20 protein-coding genes and 1 pseudogene are annotated in these 20,887 nt (G+C 45.2%); 14 read left to right on the top strand and 7 right to left on the bottom strand.

Features of this window, described 5'->3' with window-relative positions; all coding sequences use genetic code 11:
* Positions 1-36: 36 nt before the first annotated feature.
* Both estT and ACK8HY_RS06065 read right to left on the bottom strand, forming a co-directional pair.
* Complete coding sequence (estT, locus tag ACK8HY_RS06060) at positions 37-885, bottom strand: macrolide hydrolase EstT (protein ID WP_416133078.1); 849 nt, start codon at positions 883-885, stop codon at positions 37-39.
* 101 nt (positions 886-986) lie between these two features.
* Entirely contained in the window at positions 987-1,787 is an 801-nt protein-coding gene (locus tag ACK8HY_RS06065) for a helix-turn-helix domain-containing protein (protein ID WP_416133079.1), read from the bottom strand.
* A gap of 360 nt (positions 1,788-2,147) precedes the next feature.
* Here ACK8HY_RS06065 and ACK8HY_RS06070 point away from each other — a divergent pair, with 360 nt between their 5' ends.
* Positions 2,148-2,438, top strand: coding sequence for a hypothetical protein (locus tag ACK8HY_RS06070; protein WP_416133080.1), 291 nt, complete (start codon positions 2,148-2,150; stop codon positions 2,436-2,438).
* A 235-nt stretch (positions 2,439-2,673) separates the two neighbouring features.
* Here the strand turns inward: ACK8HY_RS06070 and ACK8HY_RS06075 are convergent, their stop codons facing one another.
* On the bottom strand, positions 2,674-2,910 hold the full coding sequence (locus ACK8HY_RS06075) for a hypothetical protein (RefSeq protein WP_077432901.1): 237 nt from the start codon (positions 2,908-2,910) through the stop codon (positions 2,674-2,676).
* Positions 2,911-3,173: 263 nt separating this feature from the next.
* On the opposite strand from ACK8HY_RS06075, the gene ACK8HY_RS06080 reads away from it, so the two are divergent.
* From ACK8HY_RS06080 to ACK8HY_RS06140, 13 genes and pseudogenes are all read left to right on the top strand, one after another.
* Complete coding sequence (locus tag ACK8HY_RS06080; RefSeq protein ID WP_416133081.1) at positions 3,174-3,782, top strand: RNA polymerase sigma factor; 609 nt, start codon at positions 3,174-3,176, stop codon at positions 3,780-3,782.
* A 76-nt stretch (positions 3,783-3,858) separates the two neighbouring features.
* Positions 3,859-5,025 carry a FecR family protein gene (locus ACK8HY_RS06085; protein WP_416133082.1) on the top strand — a complete coding sequence of 389 codons (1,167 nt, stop codon included), beginning with the start codon at positions 3,859-3,861 and terminating at the stop codon, positions 5,023-5,025.
* A gap of 153 nt (positions 5,026-5,178) precedes the next feature.
* On the top strand, positions 5,179-8,601 hold the full coding sequence (locus tag ACK8HY_RS06090; protein WP_416133083.1) for a carboxypeptidase regulatory-like domain-containing protein: 3,423 nt from the start codon (positions 5,179-5,181) through the stop codon (positions 8,599-8,601).
* A gap of 10 nt (positions 8,602-8,611) precedes the next feature.
* Positions 8,612-9,415, top strand: coding sequence for a hypothetical protein (locus ACK8HY_RS06095; RefSeq protein ID WP_416133084.1), 804 nt, complete (start codon positions 8,612-8,614; stop codon positions 9,413-9,415).
* Between the two features lie 9 nt (positions 9,416-9,424).
* Entirely contained in the window at positions 9,425-10,216 is a 792-nt protein-coding gene (locus tag ACK8HY_RS06100; RefSeq protein ID WP_416133085.1) for a hypothetical protein, read from the top strand.
* Between the two features lie 277 nt (positions 10,217-10,493).
* Entirely contained in the window at positions 10,494-11,645 is a 1,152-nt protein-coding gene (locus ACK8HY_RS06105; RefSeq protein ID WP_077432896.1) for a zinc-dependent alcohol dehydrogenase, read from the top strand.
* A 14-nt stretch (positions 11,646-11,659) separates the two neighbouring features.
* Entirely contained in the window at positions 11,660-12,184 is a 525-nt protein-coding gene (locus ACK8HY_RS06110) for a hypothetical protein (RefSeq protein ID WP_416133086.1), read from the top strand.
* A gap of 23 nt (positions 12,185-12,207) precedes the next feature.
* The gene (locus ACK8HY_RS06115) at positions 12,208-12,564 is read left to right on the top strand and encodes a hypothetical protein (RefSeq protein ID WP_416133087.1); all 357 of its coding nucleotides are present in this window, start codon (positions 12,208-12,210) and stop codon (positions 12,562-12,564) included.
* Positions 12,479-13,063 carry a hypothetical protein gene (locus ACK8HY_RS06120; RefSeq protein WP_416133088.1) on the top strand — a complete coding sequence of 195 codons (585 nt, stop codon included), beginning with the start codon at positions 12,479-12,481 and terminating at the stop codon, positions 13,061-13,063. Before ACK8HY_RS06115 ends, ACK8HY_RS06120 begins: the two co-directional genes overlap by 86 nt.
* A gap of 382 nt (positions 13,064-13,445) precedes the next feature.
* Positions 13,446-13,913 (top strand): annotated as a pseudogene (gene msrA / locus ACK8HY_RS06125) (peptide-methionine (S)-S-oxide reductase MsrA); the annotation flags it as partial.
* 33 nt (positions 13,914-13,946) lie between these two features.
* Positions 13,947-14,444, top strand: a complete 498-nt coding sequence (gene msrB / locus ACK8HY_RS06130) for a peptide-methionine (R)-S-oxide reductase MsrB (protein WP_398456133.1) — start codon at positions 13,947-13,949, stop codon at positions 14,442-14,444.
* Positions 14,445-14,691: 247 nt separating this feature from the next.
* Entirely contained in the window at positions 14,692-15,417 is a 726-nt protein-coding gene (locus tag ACK8HY_RS06135) for a ferritin-like domain-containing protein (RefSeq protein WP_416133089.1), read from the top strand.
* Between the two features lie 20 nt (positions 15,418-15,437).
* On the top strand, positions 15,438-16,271 hold the full coding sequence (locus tag ACK8HY_RS06140; protein ID WP_416133090.1) for a ferritin-like domain-containing protein: 834 nt from the start codon (positions 15,438-15,440) through the stop codon (positions 16,269-16,271).
* Positions 16,272-16,380: 109 nt separating this feature from the next.
* Here the strand turns inward: ACK8HY_RS06140 and ACK8HY_RS06145 are convergent, their stop codons facing one another.
* The 4 genes from ACK8HY_RS06145 to ACK8HY_RS06160 all read right to left on the bottom strand — a co-directional run bounded on the left by ACK8HY_RS06145 (position 16,381) and on the right by ACK8HY_RS06160 (position 20,486).
* The gene (locus ACK8HY_RS06145) at positions 16,381-17,232 is read right to left on the bottom strand and encodes an anti-sigma factor domain-containing protein (protein ID WP_416133091.1); all 852 of its coding nucleotides are present in this window, start codon (positions 17,230-17,232) and stop codon (positions 16,381-16,383) included.
* 2 nt (positions 17,233-17,234) lie between these two features.
* Positions 17,235-17,801: an RNA polymerase sigma factor gene (locus tag ACK8HY_RS06150; protein WP_416133092.1), complete on the bottom strand. Its 567-nt coding sequence runs from the start codon at positions 17,799-17,801 to the stop codon at positions 17,235-17,237.
* A gap of 125 nt (positions 17,802-17,926) precedes the next feature.
* The gene (locus tag ACK8HY_RS06155; RefSeq protein ID WP_416133093.1) at positions 17,927-19,120 is read right to left on the bottom strand and encodes a DUF1501 domain-containing protein; all 1,194 of its coding nucleotides are present in this window, start codon (positions 19,118-19,120) and stop codon (positions 17,927-17,929) included.
* A 16-nt stretch (positions 19,121-19,136) separates the two neighbouring features.
* Positions 19,137-20,486, bottom strand: a complete 1,350-nt coding sequence (locus tag ACK8HY_RS06160; RefSeq protein WP_416133094.1) for a DUF1800 domain-containing protein — start codon at positions 20,484-20,486, stop codon at positions 19,137-19,139.
* Positions 20,487-20,887 lie beyond the last annotated feature (401 nt).

Raw genomic sequence — 20,887 nt, forward strand, 5'->3', positions numbered from 1 at the left:
ATATTTTACATCCACATTTTTCATAATTTCCTTAGACTACTCTATGAATTCGTTTAGTCTGTTGATGATCATATCCCAGTCATTCTCATGCAGTTCATGCCCGGTACCATCTAACTTCAAAAGTTCCGAATTTTTAATCTCCGCTAACAGTTTGTCCGTATGTCCAAAATGCCATATTTTATCATCAGAACCATGGATGATCAATGTTGGTGATTTGATCTCATTTAAGCGATCATAATAGGCCTCCCCGCCTTGCAGCAGGGCATGGTTAAACATGCTCCTGTAGTTTATGGATCGATGAAAATCCGCCCGGATTCTTTTTTCATCTTTCGCATAATTTACTGGTTTTTGGCCAGCCATCAGCTGCGAACTTTCCAGCATATATTTTACTGTAGCTTCTTCATCGTCCCAATTGACAGCCGTTGCTTTGAGCTGAAAATCAATAATCTGCTTATCCATTTCAGGAACATCGGGATCAGGTGTCCCCCATGGTCCAGTAGACATTAAAACGAGTGAACCAACCCGTTCAGGGTACTTGATCGCTATAATCTGGCCGATCAAACCACCTAATGAGATTCCCATCATAGTTGCTCGTCTGATATGATAGCCATCTAAAATATGAATGGCATCATCAGTAAGATCCTCTATACTGTAGGCGATGGAACCCGGTTTTCCGGTCGTTGATTTACCGACATCTCTGTTGTCGTAGCGGATGACAAAAAATCCCTTTTGGGCTAATCTTTCACAAAACTCCTTATCCCAGTATAATAGCGACACCGTTGCCCCAGCTATTAATAAAATCGCAGGATTTTCCGCTTGTCCAAAAGACTCTGTGTAAATGGAAATTCCATTCGTGACGATCGTTTTTTCAGGATGTGATTTCATACAACTATTGATTAAAATGATAATTAGTAAAAAAAGATCCGATTCTTTTCATACCCAAAAATACCATCAGCTTAAAAACTAAAATTGTATAAATTCGACATTTATTCTTTTAAGAACAAGGACAGGTCCTCAGAAAAATAGGCTACAGGCTTTTTACCCGTAAAAGCCCGAAATTCTCTGATCATATGTGATTGGTCGAAATAACCTGCCTGCAAGGCCACTTCGGTCAATGACAGATCTTTATTCATGGCGGTCTCGATACTTTTCTCAAAACGGACAATTCTTGAAAAATTTTTAGGGGAAAAGCCTGTCAATAACTTAAAGTTACGTTCAAACTGCCGCTGAGATAGAAATTGTTGCTGGAGAACTGCTGTCATTTTCATGCTACCTTTATGAAAAACAATATGCTGTATTGCAGCAATGGTATCATCGAGCCTTGGTGAAAATTTATTTATCCTTTGTTCTAGAAATTCCGTCATCACAGCGACCCTTTCTTGCGTATTGACACAGTTCAGAATCTTTTCTTCCAAGAAAACACCATCCTTGCCCAATAATGCAGTTATTTCAATATGCTGATTCGTCATTTCAGATGTCGGAAGTCCAAAGAGAAATGGTATTGCGTAAGGCTGAAAATAAATTCCAAAGATCCCTACTTTTTGTTCGGCAGACAGTTGGCAAAAGGTATCCGTTTGCGACTGAAAACCACTATTGAACAAATTGCTTATTTCATGATTGTTGGAAATTTTCATTCCAGGAATATATTGAAAGGCTAATTTCGGATAAATTGATGCTACAGATGAATGTAAGTACGAAGATGTCGCTCCAAAATCGGCCTCAAAATTCCAGAAAAAGCAGACAAGCTGCTTGATACTTTCATTCGGATATACTTTTTCGTACTTCATCTTGTCGTATTTAGAAAGCGAGAATTTACGAAATTGTTCAGACTTTATGCAATATCCTTAGCAATGATTACGAGCAATGATAAGAGCTCCGGCACTTTTTATTCAATTTGCCAATCGGATTGTCTCCGATTTTTCCTAACTCCGCTATTTACCGAACAACACCAGTGCTATTATTTCTCGGTCTTTTCTTAACTCTTCTAGATTATCGCCTTTGAGAACTTCGACATCAGGTTATATCTCCTGACTACCCAGGATCGGGCTCAGGAATTTTATTGGGAGGCTAATACTGGCCAACAGACTTTTAAATTTTTCACTAAACTATCCACGCGCTAAACTTGTTCCCTTAAGAAAAGATCAGGTATGAATACGAAAATTACATTAGTTATTGCAGCAATCGCCGGTACCGCCCTGATGGTACTCAAACATTGGAAAAAACAGGCTACAACAGCAAAGACAGCCGGTCAGCAGCGCCGCAACAAACAAGCGCGCCCCCCGGGTTATCGCCCGCTTCCTGACTTGTCCCAGGCAGATGCGCCCAATATTGTTGCCCTGCAATATGTGGATTCCGCCTTATTATCGAGCAGTGGTAATCATGCGGCTGATTTCAACAGAAATATTCCTTACCACCAGCGGGGAACGCGACATCATTAACCTTGCGGGTCAATTTTTAGAAACCCATATTTTTAATCATTGCGCATGATACGCTATCCCTATAGCAACCGAACTGTATCATCCGGTTCAAAAACAGGCAGTGCAGCATATTGTCAATTATGATCAGCAAGATCATAATCAAACTGCCATCGACGGTTATACACATTCGACAGTTATTATGCGTTCCACTGTTATACACGTTCGACAGCGATAAGCTCTCGACAGTGATACGCGTCTACGTACTCTCCACCGCCGATAAAAACGCAGCCTTAAATCCCCGGATGGCGATCAGGTTCAGGATAGCGGCTTCGTCGCGTTTTAAGGTCCGTACCGTTATTGTACATAACCTGTCCTGCAAGTCAGCGGAAATATATTTCAGGTCAGCGATATGACGACTAAGATAGCTGATGAGATCGGCACGTTTGGCCAGCACCTGGGCCGAAACCGAAAAGGTCAATAAGTAATATTTCATTGTTGCACATTAATTTTATGGTCCATAACCAAATTCATAACACGGGCTGATCATCCCCATGAGCCCCTTGTTAACTTCTGTTATTCCGTATAACAAATATAAAAACTTTTGACCATCAAACAACAATAGTCAAAAATAAAGTATAAAAAAAATTACAGCCCCCTCCCGGCAGCCAATAGACCAAATGAAGATTAATAATTTATTAATATTCGTAAAACGCAGAGGTATAATTGCCTATCTATATTTGGTTTTGCTTAATTATCATGGCTAATTGTGAATTTACAGCACTTACAGATCAGGAACTGTTCGATTTGGTCCAATTGAAAGACAATAAAGCTGCTTTTTCCGAACTCTATAACCGTTATTGGGAACCCTTAATCAATCTGGCAGGCAAAAGGACACTCTCCCTTGCCCTAGCAGAGGAAATCGTGCAGGATGTTTTTGTCGATTTTTATTTGCGGCGAAAGGAAATTCAGCTCAGCCATTCCCTGGAGGCCTACTTAAAAACAGCGATTAAATTTCAGGTCTTTAAGACCTATCGGGCACAAAAGGTCCAAGATAAATACATCGAGACTGTAGCCTACATCGGGCATAGCGCTCCGGTCCAGCCCGACAATATCCTCGAGTCCAAACAGATCCATGCCGAGATTTTTAAGATCACCGAAAAAATGCCCGCCACCTGCAAAGAGGTCTTTCTATTGAGCCGTTTCGAAAAACGTTCCAATCAGGATATCGCCGACCAACTGAATATTTCTGTGGCCATGGTGCGCAAGCACATTACCAAATCCATGCATATCATGCGCACCGAGATCAAAGAAAAGCAAATGGATATTTTCTATCTGCTGCTGCTGTTCTATATGCACAAAAATTAAGCGAATTCATTTTTTTTTGAAATTCCCGTTCCCGCTTTTGAATACTTAGGGTACTAGTTAGTATAAAGCAAAGGAAATGGACGATCAAAACCAATACATACGCGATATACTTGCGAAATACGAAGCCGGAACGATCACGGAAGAGGAACTCCAGACGCTCGATGACTGGTACGCTTCGTTTGAAAGCAATCCGGATATCACCGACAGTTTAAGCCCGGAGGAACGTGCCGTCCGAAAAAAACAATTGCAGGAAAAGATCTTCGATCAGCTGGGCCCAGAGATCAACCCAGCGGCAGAAATGCCCAAAAAGCACGCTTTCCTACACCCGCGCAATAGGCAGTGGCAAGTAGCGGCGTCGCTGATCCTGCTCTGTGCTGCCTCATTTTACCTCTTCAAGAAGCAGCCAGACAAGCAATCCCTGAGCCCAGCGGCACAAAGCAGCGCTATCCAGCCCGCAACGGACCAAGCCATCCTGACACTCGGCAATGGACAAAAGATCCTGCTGGATGAGTCCAAAAACGGCGAGCTCAGCAGCGAAGGAAATATTCATATCAACAAACTCGAACCGGGCAACCTGGTCTATACCGCCGACACTAAAGTCAGCAAGGTACATGTCAATACCCTATCCACCCCCCGCGGCGGCAGGTACCAGCTGACATTAGCGGACGGCACCCAGGTCTGGCTGAATGCACAATCTTCGATCACCTACCCCTCTGCCTTCCGCGGTGATTCACGGGAAGTGACGATCAGCGGCGAGGTGTACTTTGAGGTAGCACACAATGCCGCCATGCCTTTCCGGGTGAAGTCCGAAAACCAAACGATCGAAGTGCTGGGCACCCATTTTAACGTCAATACCTACAAAGCCAAATCCGTGGCCAAAACCACCCTCCTGAGCGGTTCCGTCGCCCTGAGCAATGCCCATCAGCGCATTGTCCTCAGGCCCGGTGAGCAAGGTATTGTGACCGGCCGCTCCCTATCCGTCAAACAGGTGGACCCGGCGGAGGTCATTGCCTGGAAAGAAGGCTATTTTGACTTTACGGATGCCGATATCGGCAGCGTGATCGACGAACTGGGCCGTTGGTACAATGTGGACATCCACTATCAGGGCAGCGCAACCCAGGAAACCTTCACGGGAAGGATACCACGCTCCTGGCCTTTTGAAAAAGTATTGAATCTATTAAAAACGTTTAAAAGCATTCAGGTAGAAATGCAAGGAAGGAGGCTTATTGTAGAAAAAAGATAATACACAACCCAATGTCTGATTCCAAAAAAAGCCAATAGTGGTCGTAACACTACTGGCCGATAGCCGGAATAGGCAAAATGAATTTCTCGATCCGATTTAACACATATTTCAGCTTAACAAATGTATAAAAAAAATACAAACATACTATTGAAAATGAAGCTAAGCACCTTCATGACCGCTTTTGGCATGCTACAGATCAGCTTGGGGGCAGTAGGACAAAACATCAGCCTCTCCGAGAAGAACAGCTCCCTGGCCAAAGTATTCAAAAAAATAAGTACGCAGACAGGCTATGGATTTTTAGTCGAAGGCAGCCTGCTCAAAATGTCCAGACCGGTCAGCATAGAAACTAAAAACACCGATATTAACACTGTACTGGCAGAAATTTTCAAAAACCAGCCGCTGAGCTTCGAACTGCGGGATCAATCCGTGCTTGTTTCGGCAAAAAAGACAAGCAGCAGCCCCCTTTCAGCCGCCAGTGCCACAAGCAACATCGGCGCCCAACAGCAGGGCACGATCAGTGGAAGGATCACCAACGAAAACAGCGAAGCGCTCGCAGATGCCAGCATCACCGTGCTCCAGACAGGACTATCTTTGAAAAGTAAGGCCGACGGTAGTTATACGCTCAACATCCCTGCCGGCATCTATACCATGGAAGTTCGTTACATTTCCCATCAGACAAAAAGGATCACCGATATCCTTGTCCATGCCGGCAAGCAGACCAACCTCAGCATCGTGTTAAAAGATGCTGTAAAAAGCCTGGAACAGGTGGTCGTCACGGGAAGTTACAAGCAGGAAAGTATTGCTTCACTCTATACCAAACAAAAAAATGCAACGACGATCTCCAACGGGATCAGCCGCGAGCAGATTGCCGTGTTACCCGACAAAAACGTTGGTGAAACCTTAAAGCGCATCTCCGGCGTCAGCACCAATGACAACCGCCGGGTTGTGATCCGCGGTATTGCCGAACGCTATAACCTGGCCATGATGGATGGCGCCACCCTCCCCAGCACCGATGTGCAGGTCCGGGACTTCGAATTTGATATTGTGCCGAGCAACCTGATCGACAATGTCGTGATCCACAAGACCGCATCGCCAGACCTGAGTTTTGGCTTTGGCGGTGGACTGGTCCAGATCAACACCCTGGCCATTCCATTGAAAAACTTCACCTCCTTTTCGCTGGGCAGCAAATATATCAATGGCTCTACGGGAAAAGATTTCCTGGGCTATGGCCGTGGCAGCTGGGACTACCTGGCCTTTGACGACGGCACGCGGGGTAATTTTCCCCGGGATCTGACCGTCTTCAACGGCATCAACTACGATCCTGCCAATCCGTACAAACCGGTACCCGAGGGAGTCACGCCTTTTACCCCCGAAATGATCGGGGCACAGAACAAACGCATCGGCGGATTGGAACGTCTGGGAACACGAAAATATACCGCGCTACCCGGGCAAAACTATCAGTTCAGCCTGGGGCGGAGCTACAATAGCGCAAAGGGTATCTTTGGATTTGTAGGTTCGCTCAGCTACCGCAATGAACAGTCTATTGATCAGATCTCCAATTTTGAACGGGGCAACTGGCAAAAAACAGACGGAGCCAGCTTCGATATCAGTACCGGAAAAGAAATCAATCCGACAAGCGCTAGGCAGTATAACTTCAATTCGAGTCTAAGCGGATTGGTCAACCTGGGCTGGAACAGCAAAAACCATAAAATAACCGCGCGCAACTTTTATTCCCGCATGTTCAACAATCAGTTCTCTGTCATCGAGGGCTGGGGAAACGATATTGGCCATGGCTCCAGACCCGCTATCCGCGAGTATGACCGCCCCAAATTTATCGATATGCTTCAGAACAAGCTGGATGGCGAACATCGCTTGGGCAACTTTAAGCTGGAATGGAATATTGCCCGCAACCGGCTGAACAACCGCGAGAAAGATGCCACCGAAGCCTGGCTCGAACCCCGAGGCACCCTCAATGATACCCTGTACAATGTTGTGCCTTCACATTATGCCAATGCCGGTGATGGGACCTTTACACGCTCCGAATACCATTATACCGAGACCAACCAAATTGCCGAGGGGGCATTGAGCTACCAGATCAACTGGCTCGGGCAAAAGCAGACCCTGAAAGCCGGCTATCAGTTTATGGACCGGCATGGATTATTCGAATGGGTCTCCCTGCCGATTGTTTCGGTCGGTGCAAATACCTATTCGCCCGTTAACACCTGGTCGAAGTACCTTGATTTTAAGGATCCCTTACATGGGATGTTCTATTATCCCGCCGCCTTCTCCATCAGCGCCTACGAAGGGAAGAATATCAACCAGGCCGTCTATGGGATGTTAGACAATCGGTTCAACTCCTGGATCCGGCTGGTCTGGGGACTGCGTGCCGAATACTTCAAGTATAAAAGCCTGCAAAATGGCGATAATGACCTGCAGATGGATGCCCGCACCATTGCCATGCGCAAGCAGCGCTTTGTAGATCCCAAAACCGGCAAGCTGGTGGGCATGACAGCAGACCCCGAGACCGAAGAGAAAACCTGGCGCTACCTGCCCTCGGCCAGCCTGACCTTGATCCCCGTAGAGGATTTCAATATCCGCATGGCCTATTCGCAGTCGGTAGTCCGCCCCGCATTGATCGAAAACTCCAGGATGGTACGTCAGGATCCGGCACTGGGTGGCGCTTACCGCCGCAATGAAGGCGTGCTGTCTACCGTCATAGACCATTATGACATGCGCCTGGAATGGTATCCTTCCATTGCGGAAGTGATCTCCATTGGATTTTTCTATAAATATTTCCAGAACCCCATCGAATTGTACCGGCAGATGATGGACTCCTCCCACCGCATCTATGTCACCACCAACAACTCCGAATGGGCCAAAATAAAAGGACTGGAGTTTGATATCCGCAAAAACCTCGGGTTTATACTTCCGGGCTCCCTGCTCGAGGATTTTAATTTCAGCGGCAACGTCACCCTGCAGAGCTCCGAGGTGCAATCGGCCGAATTCAGGGCCAAGGGCATCGACACCGATAAATATGGGAATACCTTTGAGTACCGCGAAAAACAGTTCCTCAAAAGCAAGCGCCCGCTCTATGGACAGATCCCCGTCGTCTATAATGCCGCCTTACAATATGCCGGAGACCGCCTAGGTGCCAACGTCGCCTTCAACCATATGGGGTACAAAACCTTTATGACCGCCATGAGTGAAGACCTGATCGAATACGAGCGCCCCCGCAATCAGCTCGATGCACAGCTGAGCTACAAATTACTGAAAAACAAAAACCTGGACCTTAAGCTCAACCTCAGCAATCTGCTGAATAGCCCCTTCCGTTTTTATGTCAACAGGCCCGAAACCTACAAGATACAGGACCGCTGGAAAGGCCTGTCCAACTCCGAGTGGCCTACCCAGGAGTGGGACGAGATCTACGAGTGGAAATTCGGGTTTTCCCAAAAATATGAGGAAGGTTACTACGAGACCTCAGCAGACGGAACCAAAAAGATGCGCATAGGCGACAAAGAAACCTTTAACCGCAAAGTAGGCAGTTCCTTTAGCCTGTCCATTGGATATACATTTTAAATCAAGCGTTATGAACATAAAAAACATTTTAACAGCTACGGCAATCAGCTTTTTTCTGCTCTTCGGCCTCCTGTCCTGCAACAAAGGCGGAGACGAGCTTTTGTACCATTCCAATATACATCTGTTCAATTTAAGTGGGTACAATAACAGCAATGAGGAACTTACGCTGCAACTGGACACCTTTCCTCCTACAGTGACGTCAGCGTTTAGCAAAATCGCTTTTGGCGCCACCTATAATTTCAATGATCCGAAGAAGCAAAGCTTAAAATTCACCATGAAATCCAAAGCCAGCGATAAAATTCTGCTGGAGCGGGAAATCAGAGCCAACGATACGGAAGCCGAGACCAACCTCAACCTGATCTATATGAACGGAAAGGTAGGCGATTTCCCGGTGATCCCGGCACCCGTGGAGGGCAAGGTGCAATTGATCTATATGTTCCAGTCCAATATTTTAAATTACCGCGAACCGGTGGATATTGTATTCAAGAAATACTATTTTATCCCCAAAGTGTTTGAAGAGGTCGTCCGGATCAAAAACCTAAAGCCCAACGAGTTCTCTCAGCCCATTTCTTTTGCTCCCTTCCCCTTAGGCGTACAGGAATATAATGGGCAGAAAACGCCGGTCTTGTTTCGGGCACATATTTACAAAGCCGGGACCGACATCCCCTATAACGCAGGTACGCCCTATGAATTCAACCCGCTGACCTCGGTTGCTCCGACGCCCTCACCCGTAAAGGCCAGTTCCAAGTTGTTGATCATCAACGAAGCTCCGGTCAATAATATGATACAGTTTAATAAGGTTTTAGAATTATAATTTATACAGATGAAAAATTTGTTGACAAAGACATTTTTCCCATGCATGGCGCTGCTGCTGATCGGCATTCCTTTCTTTTTCAGTGCTTGCAACAAGGATACGGTTGAAGTAGAGCGCGCGATGCATATCCTGATCAATGGCTACAATGGTGCTGAGCATCCTTTGGTCGTGGCGATCGATACCACCGTATTTGATCATAAAGAGGGCGCTTTTATGATCCAGCCCAAGAGCAATATCCATTTTACAACGGCCTACAGCTACAGGGTACCCAAAAAACGACTGGTTACGCTGACCGATACCGTGACTAAGAAAGTGGTATACAGTGCTGAATTGCCCGAGAATACCATCAGGGTAAATTTCAATTACCTCTATTTTGACGGCAAGGTACAGCAGGTGGTTCCCCCCGCTGCTGACCCCAATGTCAATAAGCTGGGCTTTTACATTTATGATAAAAGCATTGATTTTCCGGTTGATATTTCGTTACAGCAGGTCGATGCAACTACGGGCAATGTCCGTAAGGAGTATATTGCAAAACGTGTGCTTCCCGGAAAATGGGTCTATGTCGATTATATGCCACTCAAGGGCTTTGACAAAGAGGTCGACCTGCGGAGTGCCACAGTACATTTCACCAAGGCCAATACCGATGAATGGGCTTTTGAAGGCGATGAAGCAAAAAGTAAATTGCCCGCCGTTGGCTTCTTTTTCCCAAAATTGAACGATAAGGGCAAGGTGCACCCCTATTTTATTGCGCCCAAAGTGCCGAATCAAATCTTCAGCCGGCTTTTCTTCTATCTGGATTAAGCGATCCATGGGATAGCACTGGCGGGCAGGTAAACCTCATGTGGCTTACCTGCCCGCCATTTTTCTTTAACATTGCATATATCCAACACCGCCTTTACTACAGGGCTGTTATATATACGAAGTTTCATTCACTTCCTGCTGCTGTCCTAAATACGCAATTTACCGTATAAGTCCGCTATCCGCAAAATAGGCAAACCAATGCTGCGGCACATGCCTTCCCTAGTTAAGTGTCCTTGAACGGGCGCTAGCTTTTTGATAGTTTAAAACTTTAGGAATTATGCTTGCAATGAACTACCGGGGGCCCTATCGCGTACGCGCCGATAAAAATGCCCCATTGCCAGAGATCCTCCATCCACAGGATGCCATTGTCCGGGTCTTGCGTTCCTGTATCTGCGGATCAGACTTGCATCTCTACCATGGGCTGGTACCCGACACCCGGGTAGGCTCTACTTTTGGACACGAATTTATAGGTGAAGTGGTTGAGGTCGGCGCCGGAATAGAAAGTCTACAGGTTGGCGACCGGGTGATGGTGCCTTTTAATATTGCCTGCGGCAAATGTGCCTTTTGCCGGCAGGAACTATACGGCAACTGCCATGAGTCCAATCCGGAGGCTACAGCTGTCGGCGGTATCTTTGGCTATTCCCATACAGCGGGCGGCTATGCTGGCGGGCAGGCCGAATATGTCCGTGTCCCCTATGCGGATGTCGGCCCCGTGGTTATTCCCGATTGGATGGACCCGGACGACGCTGTCCTGTTGACAGATGTGGTACCAACGGGTTATCAGGCGGCCGAAATGGCCGGTATCCAACCCGGCGATACCGTGGTTGTTTTTGGCGCTGGCCCAATCGGTATTATGGCCGCCAAGTGCTCCTGGCTTTTTGGTGCAGGACGCGTTATTATCATCGACCAGGTTGACTACAGGCTTGAATTTGCCGAACGATACGCGCAATGCGAAGCCGTTAATTTCCGTTCCATTGGCGATCCCGTAGTTTTTGTAAAGACAATTACCGATTCACTGGGAGCCGATGTGTGCATCGATGCCGTCGGCTGTGAAGCTGCCGGCAATACAATGAATACGCTGTTGGGCCGCTATCTTATGTTACAGGGCGGATCCACCACGGCCTTGCACTGGGCCATTAATAGCGTCAAAAAAGGCGGTATCGTATCCATTGTTGGGGTATACGGCCCTATCGACAGTCTGGTGCCCATTGGCAATGTACTCAACAAAGGAATCAGCATACGGGCTAACCAAGCCTCGGTAAAGCGACTTCTGCCCAAACTGATCCAACATGTACAAGATGGGATCATCAATCCCAAGGAATTGATCACACACCGGGTTCCATTGGAAGAAGTTGCTGACGCTTATCATATTTTCTCTTCCAAGCTGGACAATTGTATCAAAACTGTGCTTATTCCACCCTTCGCTTAAATCCTAAAATTTATATGATGATGACAGATCAAACTACACCCGAAGATTTTATCAACGACAGACAAGGGCGCTACAGCCATATTAAGGGTTGGGGCATCGATTTTGATCCCAAGAATGATCCGACCTATCCCCTTAAAAAACGCAACAATGCCGAACATCAGGGCTATTCCTGGCAGCGTCCGCCGCTACAGGAGGAGACTGTAGAGATCCTCAAGTCTGTGGAAAGGCCCAATCTGACAGCAGTCTATGGCACCAGCAATCCGCCTATTGGCCTCAGTGGAGTCCTCAGGCGAATTGCCTTTCAGTATAGCGAATCCAGCTACGGGCGCTGGCTACCCCTGGTGCTCGCCGACCGGGTCAATATGATAGAAGGCATCCTTTGCGATATTAAAAAGGGGCACCTTCCGAATTTAGTCAACGAACTGGGCTTAAGGGCCGAATGGAAGCATAATAAAAAATCCTTGATCGGCAAGTCTATTGTGGCCGCTGTAATGATTGGATTGGTGGCCTATCAGTTTTGTTCCAAAAAGAAAAAATAAAGGATAAACTAAAATAATAGCCTATGAGAGTTCTCAGCACCAAGATGCATGGCATACTAGATTATCTAACAGCGCTCTTTCTGATTCTCTGCCCACAGCTGTTTGATCTCAGCAGCAGTAGTCCCGAAGGAGCAGTATTTGTGCTACTCGGCATATTAACCTTGGTATACAGTGCTATTACACAATACGAACTTGCTCTATTTCGTGTTGTGCCGATGGACGTGCATCTGGTTTTTGATATCTTTTCGGGCCTATTCCTGGCGGCATCACCATGGCTTTTGGATTTTAGCCGGTATGTTCCTTATTGCAGAGGTGACCGGAGGCTATACATTGATGGTTCCTTTGATGCTTGTCTGTTCGATATCTTACCTCATCAATAGAACAGTGCTCAAACATTCGATCTATACCAAAGTGCTCGCAGAATCGGGAGACCTTATATCTTATGAAGATAAAGACCGTTCCGTATTGAGCATGATGCGCATCAAATACGTTCTGGAAACCAACTTTGTGATTTTACGTCCGGATGAAACCCCTAAATCTAGGCAGCACGATATTATTCATAGCAAACGAAATATATTTCCTATTGTGAGCCATGATGGCAAATTCATAGGGCTGGTCAACAGCGAATATCTATTCTCGATTCTACTTGGCGAATTGGATGGGTTGGATACAGCATTTGAAAAATTGGCTCAAAAACCCAATGACATCGTCCTTATTCATGAAAGTATGGAATCTGTGATGTCAAAAATGAACAAAGAAGACACTTGGATCCTCCCGGTGCTTGGACCTGAGCAAAAATATCTGGGCTTTGTGTCCAAATCTAGCGTATTCAATAAATACAGGGCACTGCTTATCCGCCAAGGGCATTATCTCGAATAGGAAACAATAAACATCCATTTAAGTTTAAAAATGGGAAGCACCTATCCGTCAACTTTTAGCAACTTAACAATAGATTTCTATCGGTAACTGTATCGCATTGTCTGGTGCAGGTAAAAAAAGTGCCTGCATCCTAAAACTCTCTATCGATCTTTATGGAATTTCATAATTAGATATATCTTACCAATAACGAAGCAAAGAATCTCAATTTTTAAATTGATTAAAACCGATCTGGATCTTTACATCGTATATTAAAAAACAAGAATAGAGAAACGCTATGAAACAGGTATTTTTATTATTATTACTAGGATTAGGCTTATTTATGCTCAGCAAATTTGGTTTTTCGCAGAAAACTAATGATTCCAAAATAATTAAAAAACAAGCTATGAACCCTACCGGCGATGAAGATCAGGTTATTTATTTTGCAGGAGGATGTTTTTGGGGTACGGAGCATTTTCTTAAGCAGGTCCGCGGGGTGACCGCTACCGAAGTTGGTTATGCCAATGGCAATCTAAAAAACCCAAGCTATGAGCAGGTTTCCACAGGAAAAACGGGCTTTGCGGAGACTGTCAAAGTCACTTACGATCCACAAGTCGTTGACTTAAAGCTGCTCATAGATTTATTCCTAAAGACTATCGACCCGACCTCGCTCAATAAGCAAGGAAACGATATCGGAACACAGTATCGTACCGGTATTTACTATACAAATGATTCAGCCATTCCGGTTATCAAGGAAAGCCTCGCCGAACTGGCCAGAAAATATCCGGCAAAAATAGTTGTTGAACTGGAACCCTTACAAAATTACTACGACGCTGAGGCATACCATCAAAAATATCTCGACAAAAACCCAGGTGGCTACTGCCATATTGATCCGGAATTATTCGAGATGGCTCGCAAAGCCAATCCTGCGCCCGCCAAAGATACAGTTGTGTCACCAACCTACAAAAGAAAGGACAAGAGCACACTTAAAAAAGAACTTACAGCACTACAATATGATGTAACCCAAAATCAGGCAACCGAGCGTGCCTTTGATAACGCATACAATGATGAGTTCAGAGATGGCATTTATGTAGATATTACTACCGGTGAACCGCTATTTGTCTCGACCGACAAGTTTGAATCAGGCTGTGGATGGCCCAGCTTTTCCAAACCGATCAATCCAGACTTAGTCGAAGAATTAGCTGATAATTCTCACGGCATGCGCCGCACGGAAGTACGTAGCAAAACTGGCGACGCTCACCTAGGACATGTCTTTGATGACGGCCCTGCCGACAAAGGGGGGCTACGCTATTGCATCAATAGTGCCTCTCTCCAATTCGTGCCTAAAGAAGAAATGAAAGCCAAGGGTTATGAAAAATATTTGCCCTTGCTAGCCAAGAAGTAAATGGTATAGCTTAAAAGGCTCTTAGCAAAAACTGATGCAAGCTGCATCAGTTTTTTTGTGCGCTGCTATCCCACGAACAGTAACGAAATGAGCTATCCACTTACGTGTGAAACGATCTTTATTTACACTAGCTAAAACCTACATCAAAAAAAAATTAAAAAAAAATAAAATTATAAAATCCAAGCTATTCAAAAAGTCGTAAATGGTTATAAGTACAGAAAAATTATAAAACTTAAAGACTTTTGTTATGGAAAAGACAACAAAGCCCCACCATGATTCGCTATTGGATTCCAATGGTGAAATTGAAAAAAGGGATCTTCGCAGAAGGGATTTCCTAAAATTTGCAGGCGCAAGCGCTGCATCATTAGCCATTCTCGGTATGTCCAGTTGTAAAAAAGACCACGACGACGGCATGGATAACGGCGGTAAAGGTCTTTATTTTGGCAGCGGCGATATTGCGATTCTCAATTATGCGTATGCGCTCGAACAGCTTGAAGCCGCCTTTTATATTCAATTGGTCAATAACCCCTACGCTGGCATGACCGATATGGAAAAGGCATTCTTTACGGATATCCGTGATCATGAGATTGCCCATCGCGAATTTTTTAAAGTTGCACTGGGTGCCAAAGCAATCTCCAGCCTTGATTTAAATCTTTCGGGTATTAATTTCAGTAGCCGGGAAAATGTCCTGGCAACGGCCAAAACATTTGAAGACCTGGGCGTTTCAGCGTATAACGGTGCCGGATGGCTTATTAAAGATCCCAATTACCTGTTATTGGCAGGTAAGATCGTTTCGGTCGAAGCGCGGCATGCTGCTTGGGTACGTGACATGATAGACAACGGCAGTTTTGCCAATATGGAAGTTGTCGATTCCAATGGTCTTGATGTTGCCAAAAGCCCCAGTGTCGTACTGAGCGCTGCGGCACCGTTTATCAAATCGAAAATCGACGTATCGGATCTACCCACTTATTAATCACCCAAAACTCAATTATCATGAATCTTTTAAACGTTTTTGAACAAATAAATGCTGTAGATCCTGAGTTCAGCGATCGCATCAGCCCACGTCGCGAAGCAATCAAAAATCTAGCTTCCATGAGTAAAAAAGTAACCCTGGCAGCGCTACCCTTTTTCGTTAGTGAACTTTTCAAAAAAGCTTATGGTGCCACAGCTCCAACGGACGTAAATGGTGTACTAAATTATGCATTGACCCTCGAATATTTAGAAGCAGAATATTATACCATGGGAGTTGCCAAATCTGGACTCATTCCCTCAGGCAAACCGCTCGGAGCCATTACCACCATACGGGATCATGAGGTAGCTCACGTGAATTTTCTGAAACAGGTATTGGGCAGTAAGGCTGTTTCAAAGCCGACATTTGATTTTACCGCTGGCGGCACATTTGGAAATGTCTTTAGCGATTATGATACATTTTTAGCGGTTGCTCAGGCATTTGAAGATACCGGGGTGAGAGCGTATAAAGGACAGGCAGGCATCTTGCTTGGCAACCGCGTTGTTCTTACCGCAGCATTGCAGATCCACTCTGTCGAAGCAAGGCATGCCTCCCATATCCGGCAGATGCGCCGCGCACGCGGCGGCGGTGCTGCAAATCAAAAGCCTTGGATTACGGGAGCCAATGATACGGGTATCGGTGCCGTCGTAGATCCTATTTATGCAGGTGAGGATAATGTAAAGCAAGCAGGCGTTGACATTACTTCGCTTTCTGGCTCCATGGGGAAAATCTCAACGAGTGCAGCCACACAATCTTTTGATGAGCCATTAACCGCAGAAGCTGTACTTAATATTGCAGGTTTATTTATCAAAGCTTAACAAAAGTTTTAATTTACCTGTGAAAACGGCCCCGGTTTGGTTTACAAATTGGGGCTTTTTCGTGCTATTAAATCCTGAACGACAGTAAAAAATTTAAGAGAATAAGGTGCTAGATATTTCCCATTACGCAGAGCTCAGTTAGCGTAGGGCTAGGTTTTCCACCTTCATCCTCCAACGTAATGGCGAAGGCCTGTGCTTTGGCAACATCAAGCATTTTACTGACCATCTGATTGCTGGCAGCCACCGGAAATACACCAGCACTGACCGGCTGTCCGTCTACCATGGCCCAGAGCTGATACTGTTTACCCTTGGGAGGAACGGGCATATGTTCAAGACTCAAGTATACTGCTTTAGACTGCTGGTCCCAGTAAACTAGTGCGTGCAAATCTGGTTTGGTCTCAATACCTTTTAAAGAAATCGTTTTGATTGCCGGATTCTGAATGAGTGCCCATTTGTCCTGCAATACAGCTAACGTAGTTTGCTTCGAATCTAGTTGCGTATTGGTTTGAGCAAGCATCTGTCTATCGTGTTTTTGCTGCTGATAAAAGATTAAATTCGCACCAGCACTGAGCACAAACAAAACACTTGCTGCGATTGCCCACCCATAAGATCTTACCGATACGATCTGAGCCGTCTGCTCTTCAGTGCTGGAATTTGTTCGTGACTTATCATATTCATTCGATGAAGTAATCACCGTTGGAGCAAGATGTGCTGAATTATTTTTCGCAACGAGGTTTTCATCTTCAAGCCTAGCCCAGATTTTTTCCTTCAGAGGAATAGGCGGTGCCACCGCCTGGATCTCAGCCAAGTTCACGAGCATTTTTTCAGCTTCGATTACTGCTTCATCCACTGCGGAATTATGTTTACGAATGCAGTTCAGGATACTTACTTCCTCTTCGGAAGCGAGTCCTAATACATACGATTCAATAATCCCAGATGATATGTAAGCTTCGATATCCAAAATCAACGATATTCTTTTAACAATTTTTTTAAATGTAAAAACGCAGCTTTAGTCCGTGTTTTTATGGTCCCCAAAGGAATATCGAGCTGTTGCGCGATTTCCAGTTGGGTGTATCCTTCATAGTAGGCCATTTCAATCAAAATGCGGCATTCAGGCTTCAAATTATCTAAAATATTATTAAATCCAATAAAGTCAGTACGCGCAAATCGTTCGTTTTGGCTTTGATCTTGTTCCTCTTCTCTATTTACGATATTGGAAAGGGATTGGTTTTTCAATTCATTCTTTGCTGCCTTTGATTTCCGGTAGTCCAGTGCGGCGTTACGCGCAATATTGATCATCCATGTATATAACCTTCCCTTTTCTGCCTCGAAATGATCAATATGTTTCCAGATCTTAACAAAAACATCCTGAATAACTTCCTCTGCGTGCTCAATAGAAGTTACAATCCGGCAAACTACGCCATACAAGGCGTCCGCATAGTTATCGTAGAGATAGCTAAAGGCCTGCTGGTTCTTTTTCTTAAGCAAAAGAATCAATGTTTCTTCCGAAAGGTTGTGTAATGGACTCAAATTTTAAGTTTATAGAACTAATATCTCTAATAAATCCTGTAAATCAAAGCCCATCACGCAATTCAGGTAAAAAACTGCTTATCGGAAAAAAAAGCGTATAAATACCTATCCATAAGCAGGTGTTTTTAAATAAAATCATAAATCCCATTTTTCCATCCCAATATTTTGGCGGAATCCGCATGTAGCCAGTTTTTCAGCACTGTTGCATATACTTTTCGAAAATCTTCCGTATACTGGAGATCCCCCTCATTGAGCTGGGTAAGGTCGGGCAAGGCATTGAGCAGCCCCTGTTTTTTCAAGCCTCCGGACAGAAAGAAAAGTTGGTTTGCCGTACCATGGTCAGTGCCATTGCTGGCATTCTGGGCCACCCTGCGACCAAACTCCGAAAAGGTCATCAGCATGACATGCTGAAAAAGGCCATTTTTCTTGAGGTCGTCTACAAAAGCTTCCACGGCATCGTTGATGATGTGGAATAGGTTCTGCTGCCGTTGCTGCTGATTGATATGCGTATCAAAACTACCGATCTGCAGATAATATACCTGTGTATTGATATCTGATTTAATCAAGGAGGATACCGTCTTCAGATCCTTTCCAAGCACCGAATCGGGGTACGCTGCCGCGGTCTTACTCGCTTTGCTCTGTTCAAAAATATAGTCGGCATTATTGATCGTATCACCCAGGGTCTGATACAGATAGGCTACTGTTTCCTCTTCATGCTGGTGCTGATGTTCCTGAAAGAGTGTATTAAAGTACTCTTCACGGCTGGTCTGATAAAGCTTTTTGGGGTCTTTAAACGCAAACGCTTTTTTCTTTTTTCCCTTGAGAGCAAGGCTCAGCATATCATTCACTTCCAGGGCCTGTGTCGGATGACCGCAATCGTAACAGGCCTGATCGAGGTAGCGTCCTATCCAGCCGCTTTCTAGGTATTCGTCGCTTCGGCTCGCACTATGCCATATATCCATGCTGCGGCAATGCGATTTATTGGGGTCCGGATAACCGACATTGTTGAGTACCGCAAGTTCGCCACGATCATAAAGTGTCTTGAAAAAAGGTAACGCCGGATTAATGCCCGCTTCATCCGTGAGGGCTAGCGCATTATTGACCGCAATCGTCTGCCGTTCCCGAAAATAGATATCATTGCGCATCGGAACAATGGTATTCAGCCCATCATTGCCGCCACTAAGCTGCAAGATGACCAACACCTTATGTCCCCTTGCCAGTGCTTCGGGCGAGGACATAGCTTTCAAGAAATTGGGCAGCAGCAGCGAAGCTGTTGCCAGTGAACCTGCTTTGAGAAATTGGCGTCTTTTGATGATCATGGCGTCCTATTTACGATTAACAGAGTTGGTATTCCGGGATACTCATTACTTCGATAATAGTTCTACGGCGGCTTCCGCCAGCGTAGCTATCACGCAGTGTCTTACCAAAGGAAGGCTGCTGCTGCAGCAAGAGTTCAAAGGGATCCCGATCTGCAAATGCAGCCTCGACTCCAGCCCAGTCAATGGATATTTTGGGATTTTTGTAGACCTTAGAAAGTGCCCGCGACTGCTTCAGCCCCATGTCGAGGTCATCGTCATTCTGCGCATCAAGGTCCAACGGCCGCAGGCCGGTCCATATCTGTGGTATTTGCATCCGGAGTAACAAAGTAGAACTGTCGATCCAGGCTTTTCCAGATGGCCATCCCGCCACATTCGGCGGATACAAGAGCATCTGCCCCAGCAACTTTTGATAAACAATCAGGTTTTCGGGATTCGCTATCTCCATGGGCAGCACGCGCATGATACCGACCATGAGTTCCACCGGTGACTTTATTTTGTTGCCTACATGTTTGGAGTCGTAAAACCAGGTTGCTGTAAATATGCGGTCGAGCAGTTGCCTGATATCATATCCTGAATCGAAGAAATCTTTACTCAGCGTGTCGACAATTTTCTGATCCACTTGTTCGTTGACCAAAAAACGGTAGAGTTTATCGGTGATAAAACGGGCAGTAGCGGGCTGCCCCAGGATAATATCCAAGACAGCATTGCCGTCAAAATTCCCGGTTTTCCCCAAAAATATTTTGCTGCCCGAGTCATGAAACTTTTTACGCTCCAGAAACTGGCCGTCCCTATCATACGACCAACCCGTAAATGCACGCGCAGCTTCCCTTACATCCGATTCCGTATAGTTGCCACGCCCCATCGTAAAGAGCTCCATCACTTCCCGGGCAAAGTTTTCATTGGGATGGCCTTTTTTATTCTGCTGGTTGTTGAGGAAATTGAGCATAGCCGGAGCTTTGGAAACGGCAAACAGCAGATCACGAAAATTTCCGAGTGCATTTTTTCTGATTTCGTTGAGGATATGGGCACTAAAATTGGAGTTGATAACCCGGCTTGCAAAATGGCCGTGCCAAAAAAAGGCCATCTTCTCCCGGAGCTGATCTTCGCTATGCACCATTTCATTCAGGAAATTAAGGCTGATTTCAATATTACGCTTTCGATTAAGCTGCTGCACCCGCTTTTTGTCTGCCGCATTCAACTTTGAAAGTGCTGTATAGTCGACGTCGGTCTGCTCCCTATTGAAACTGATCGGATGAAATTTATGTTCCTGAGCATATTGCTTCCAGAGGACTGCGGTAGACTGCTGTTCAAAAATAGGAATCTGCTGTAGGCTCATCCCAAATCCGGCGCGATTTGCCAAGTGCATATTTTTTTTAAAATCGGACATCATCATGTTTCCATTTATACCTAAATAACGAATTATTTAGATATGTTTGCTTATAGGAAGATTCGATTTAACAAACTTTAAGCTAAATTAACAAATTGACTACCAGTCCGATACTTTTCAAACTTCGTTTTTTTCATTAAATGCACTGCTGTTGTATAATTTAGTATCGCTGATTATATCCCGCAATAGCATCACCAGATAGAAATAATGCGGCGCAAGGGATTAACAAAAACATCTCGTATTATCATAAAGGCAATAGGCATCAATAAGGTAGCAAACCAAAACCTTATTGATACCTAAAGATCGCGAATGGCAGCCATGAGTATAATAAGAAAATTATTATGCCCCAGTGTTAATTTACTATTAAGCCACCTAAAATT

The sequence above is a fragment of the Sphingobacterium sp. NGMCC 1.201703 genome, from assembly GCF_047784615.1.
Lineage (GTDB): Bacteria > Bacteroidota > Bacteroidia > Sphingobacteriales > Sphingobacteriaceae > Sphingobacterium.

Bases quoted from the DNA above. Each gene is read 5' to 3' on its own strand.
- ACK8HY_RS06065 (WP_416133079.1), bottom strand. From the start codon at position 1,787: ATGAAGTACGAAAAAGTATATCCGAATGAAAGTATCAAGCAGCTTGTC.
- msrB (WP_398456133.1), top strand. From the start codon at position 13,947: ATGGCTCGCAAAGCCAATCCTGCGCCCGCCAAAGATACAGTTGTGTCA.
- ACK8HY_RS06075 (WP_077432901.1), bottom strand. From the start codon at position 2,910: ATGAAATATTACTTATTGACCTTTTCGGTTTCGGCCCAGGTGCTGGCC.
- ACK8HY_RS06100 (WP_416133085.1), top strand. From the start codon at position 9,425: ATGAAAAATTTGTTGACAAAGACATTTTTCCCATGCATGGCGCTGCTG.
- ACK8HY_RS06110 (WP_416133086.1), top strand. From the start codon at position 11,660: ATGATGATGACAGATCAAACTACACCCGAAGATTTTATCAACGACAGA.
- ACK8HY_RS06155 (WP_416133093.1), bottom strand. From the start codon at position 19,120: ATGATCATCAAAAGACGCCAATTTCTCAAAGCAGGTTCACTGGCAACA.
- estT (WP_416133078.1), bottom strand. From the start codon at position 885: ATGAAATCACATCCTGAAAAAACGATCGTCACGAATGGAATTTCCATT.
- ACK8HY_RS06120 (WP_416133088.1), top strand. From the start codon at position 12,479: ATGTTCCTTATTGCAGAGGTGACCGGAGGCTATACATTGATGGTTCCT.
- ACK8HY_RS06090 (WP_416133083.1), top strand. From the start codon at position 5,179: ATGAAGCTAAGCACCTTCATGACCGCTTTTGGCATGCTACAGATCAGC.
- ACK8HY_RS06115 (WP_416133087.1), top strand. From the start codon at position 12,208: ATGAGAGTTCTCAGCACCAAGATGCATGGCATACTAGATTATCTAACA.
- ACK8HY_RS06085 (WP_416133082.1), top strand. From the start codon at position 3,859: ATGGACGATCAAAACCAATACATACGCGATATACTTGCGAAATACGAA.
- ACK8HY_RS06105 (WP_077432896.1), top strand. From the start codon at position 10,494: ATGCTTGCAATGAACTACCGGGGGCCCTATCGCGTACGCGCCGATAAA.
- ACK8HY_RS06095 (WP_416133084.1), top strand. From the start codon at position 8,612: ATGAACATAAAAAACATTTTAACAGCTACGGCAATCAGCTTTTTTCTG.
- ACK8HY_RS06160 (WP_416133094.1), bottom strand. From the start codon at position 20,486: ATGCACTTGGCAAATCGCGCCGGATTTGGGATGAGCCTACAGCAGATT.
- ACK8HY_RS06070 (WP_416133080.1), top strand. From the start codon at position 2,148: ATGAATACGAAAATTACATTAGTTATTGCAGCAATCGCCGGTACCGCC.
- ACK8HY_RS06135 (WP_416133089.1), top strand. From the start codon at position 14,692: ATGGAAAAGACAACAAAGCCCCACCATGATTCGCTATTGGATTCCAAT.
- ACK8HY_RS06140 (WP_416133090.1), top strand. From the start codon at position 15,438: ATGAATCTTTTAAACGTTTTTGAACAAATAAATGCTGTAGATCCTGAG.
- ACK8HY_RS06080 (WP_416133081.1), top strand. From the start codon at position 3,174: ATGGCTAATTGTGAATTTACAGCACTTACAGATCAGGAACTGTTCGAT.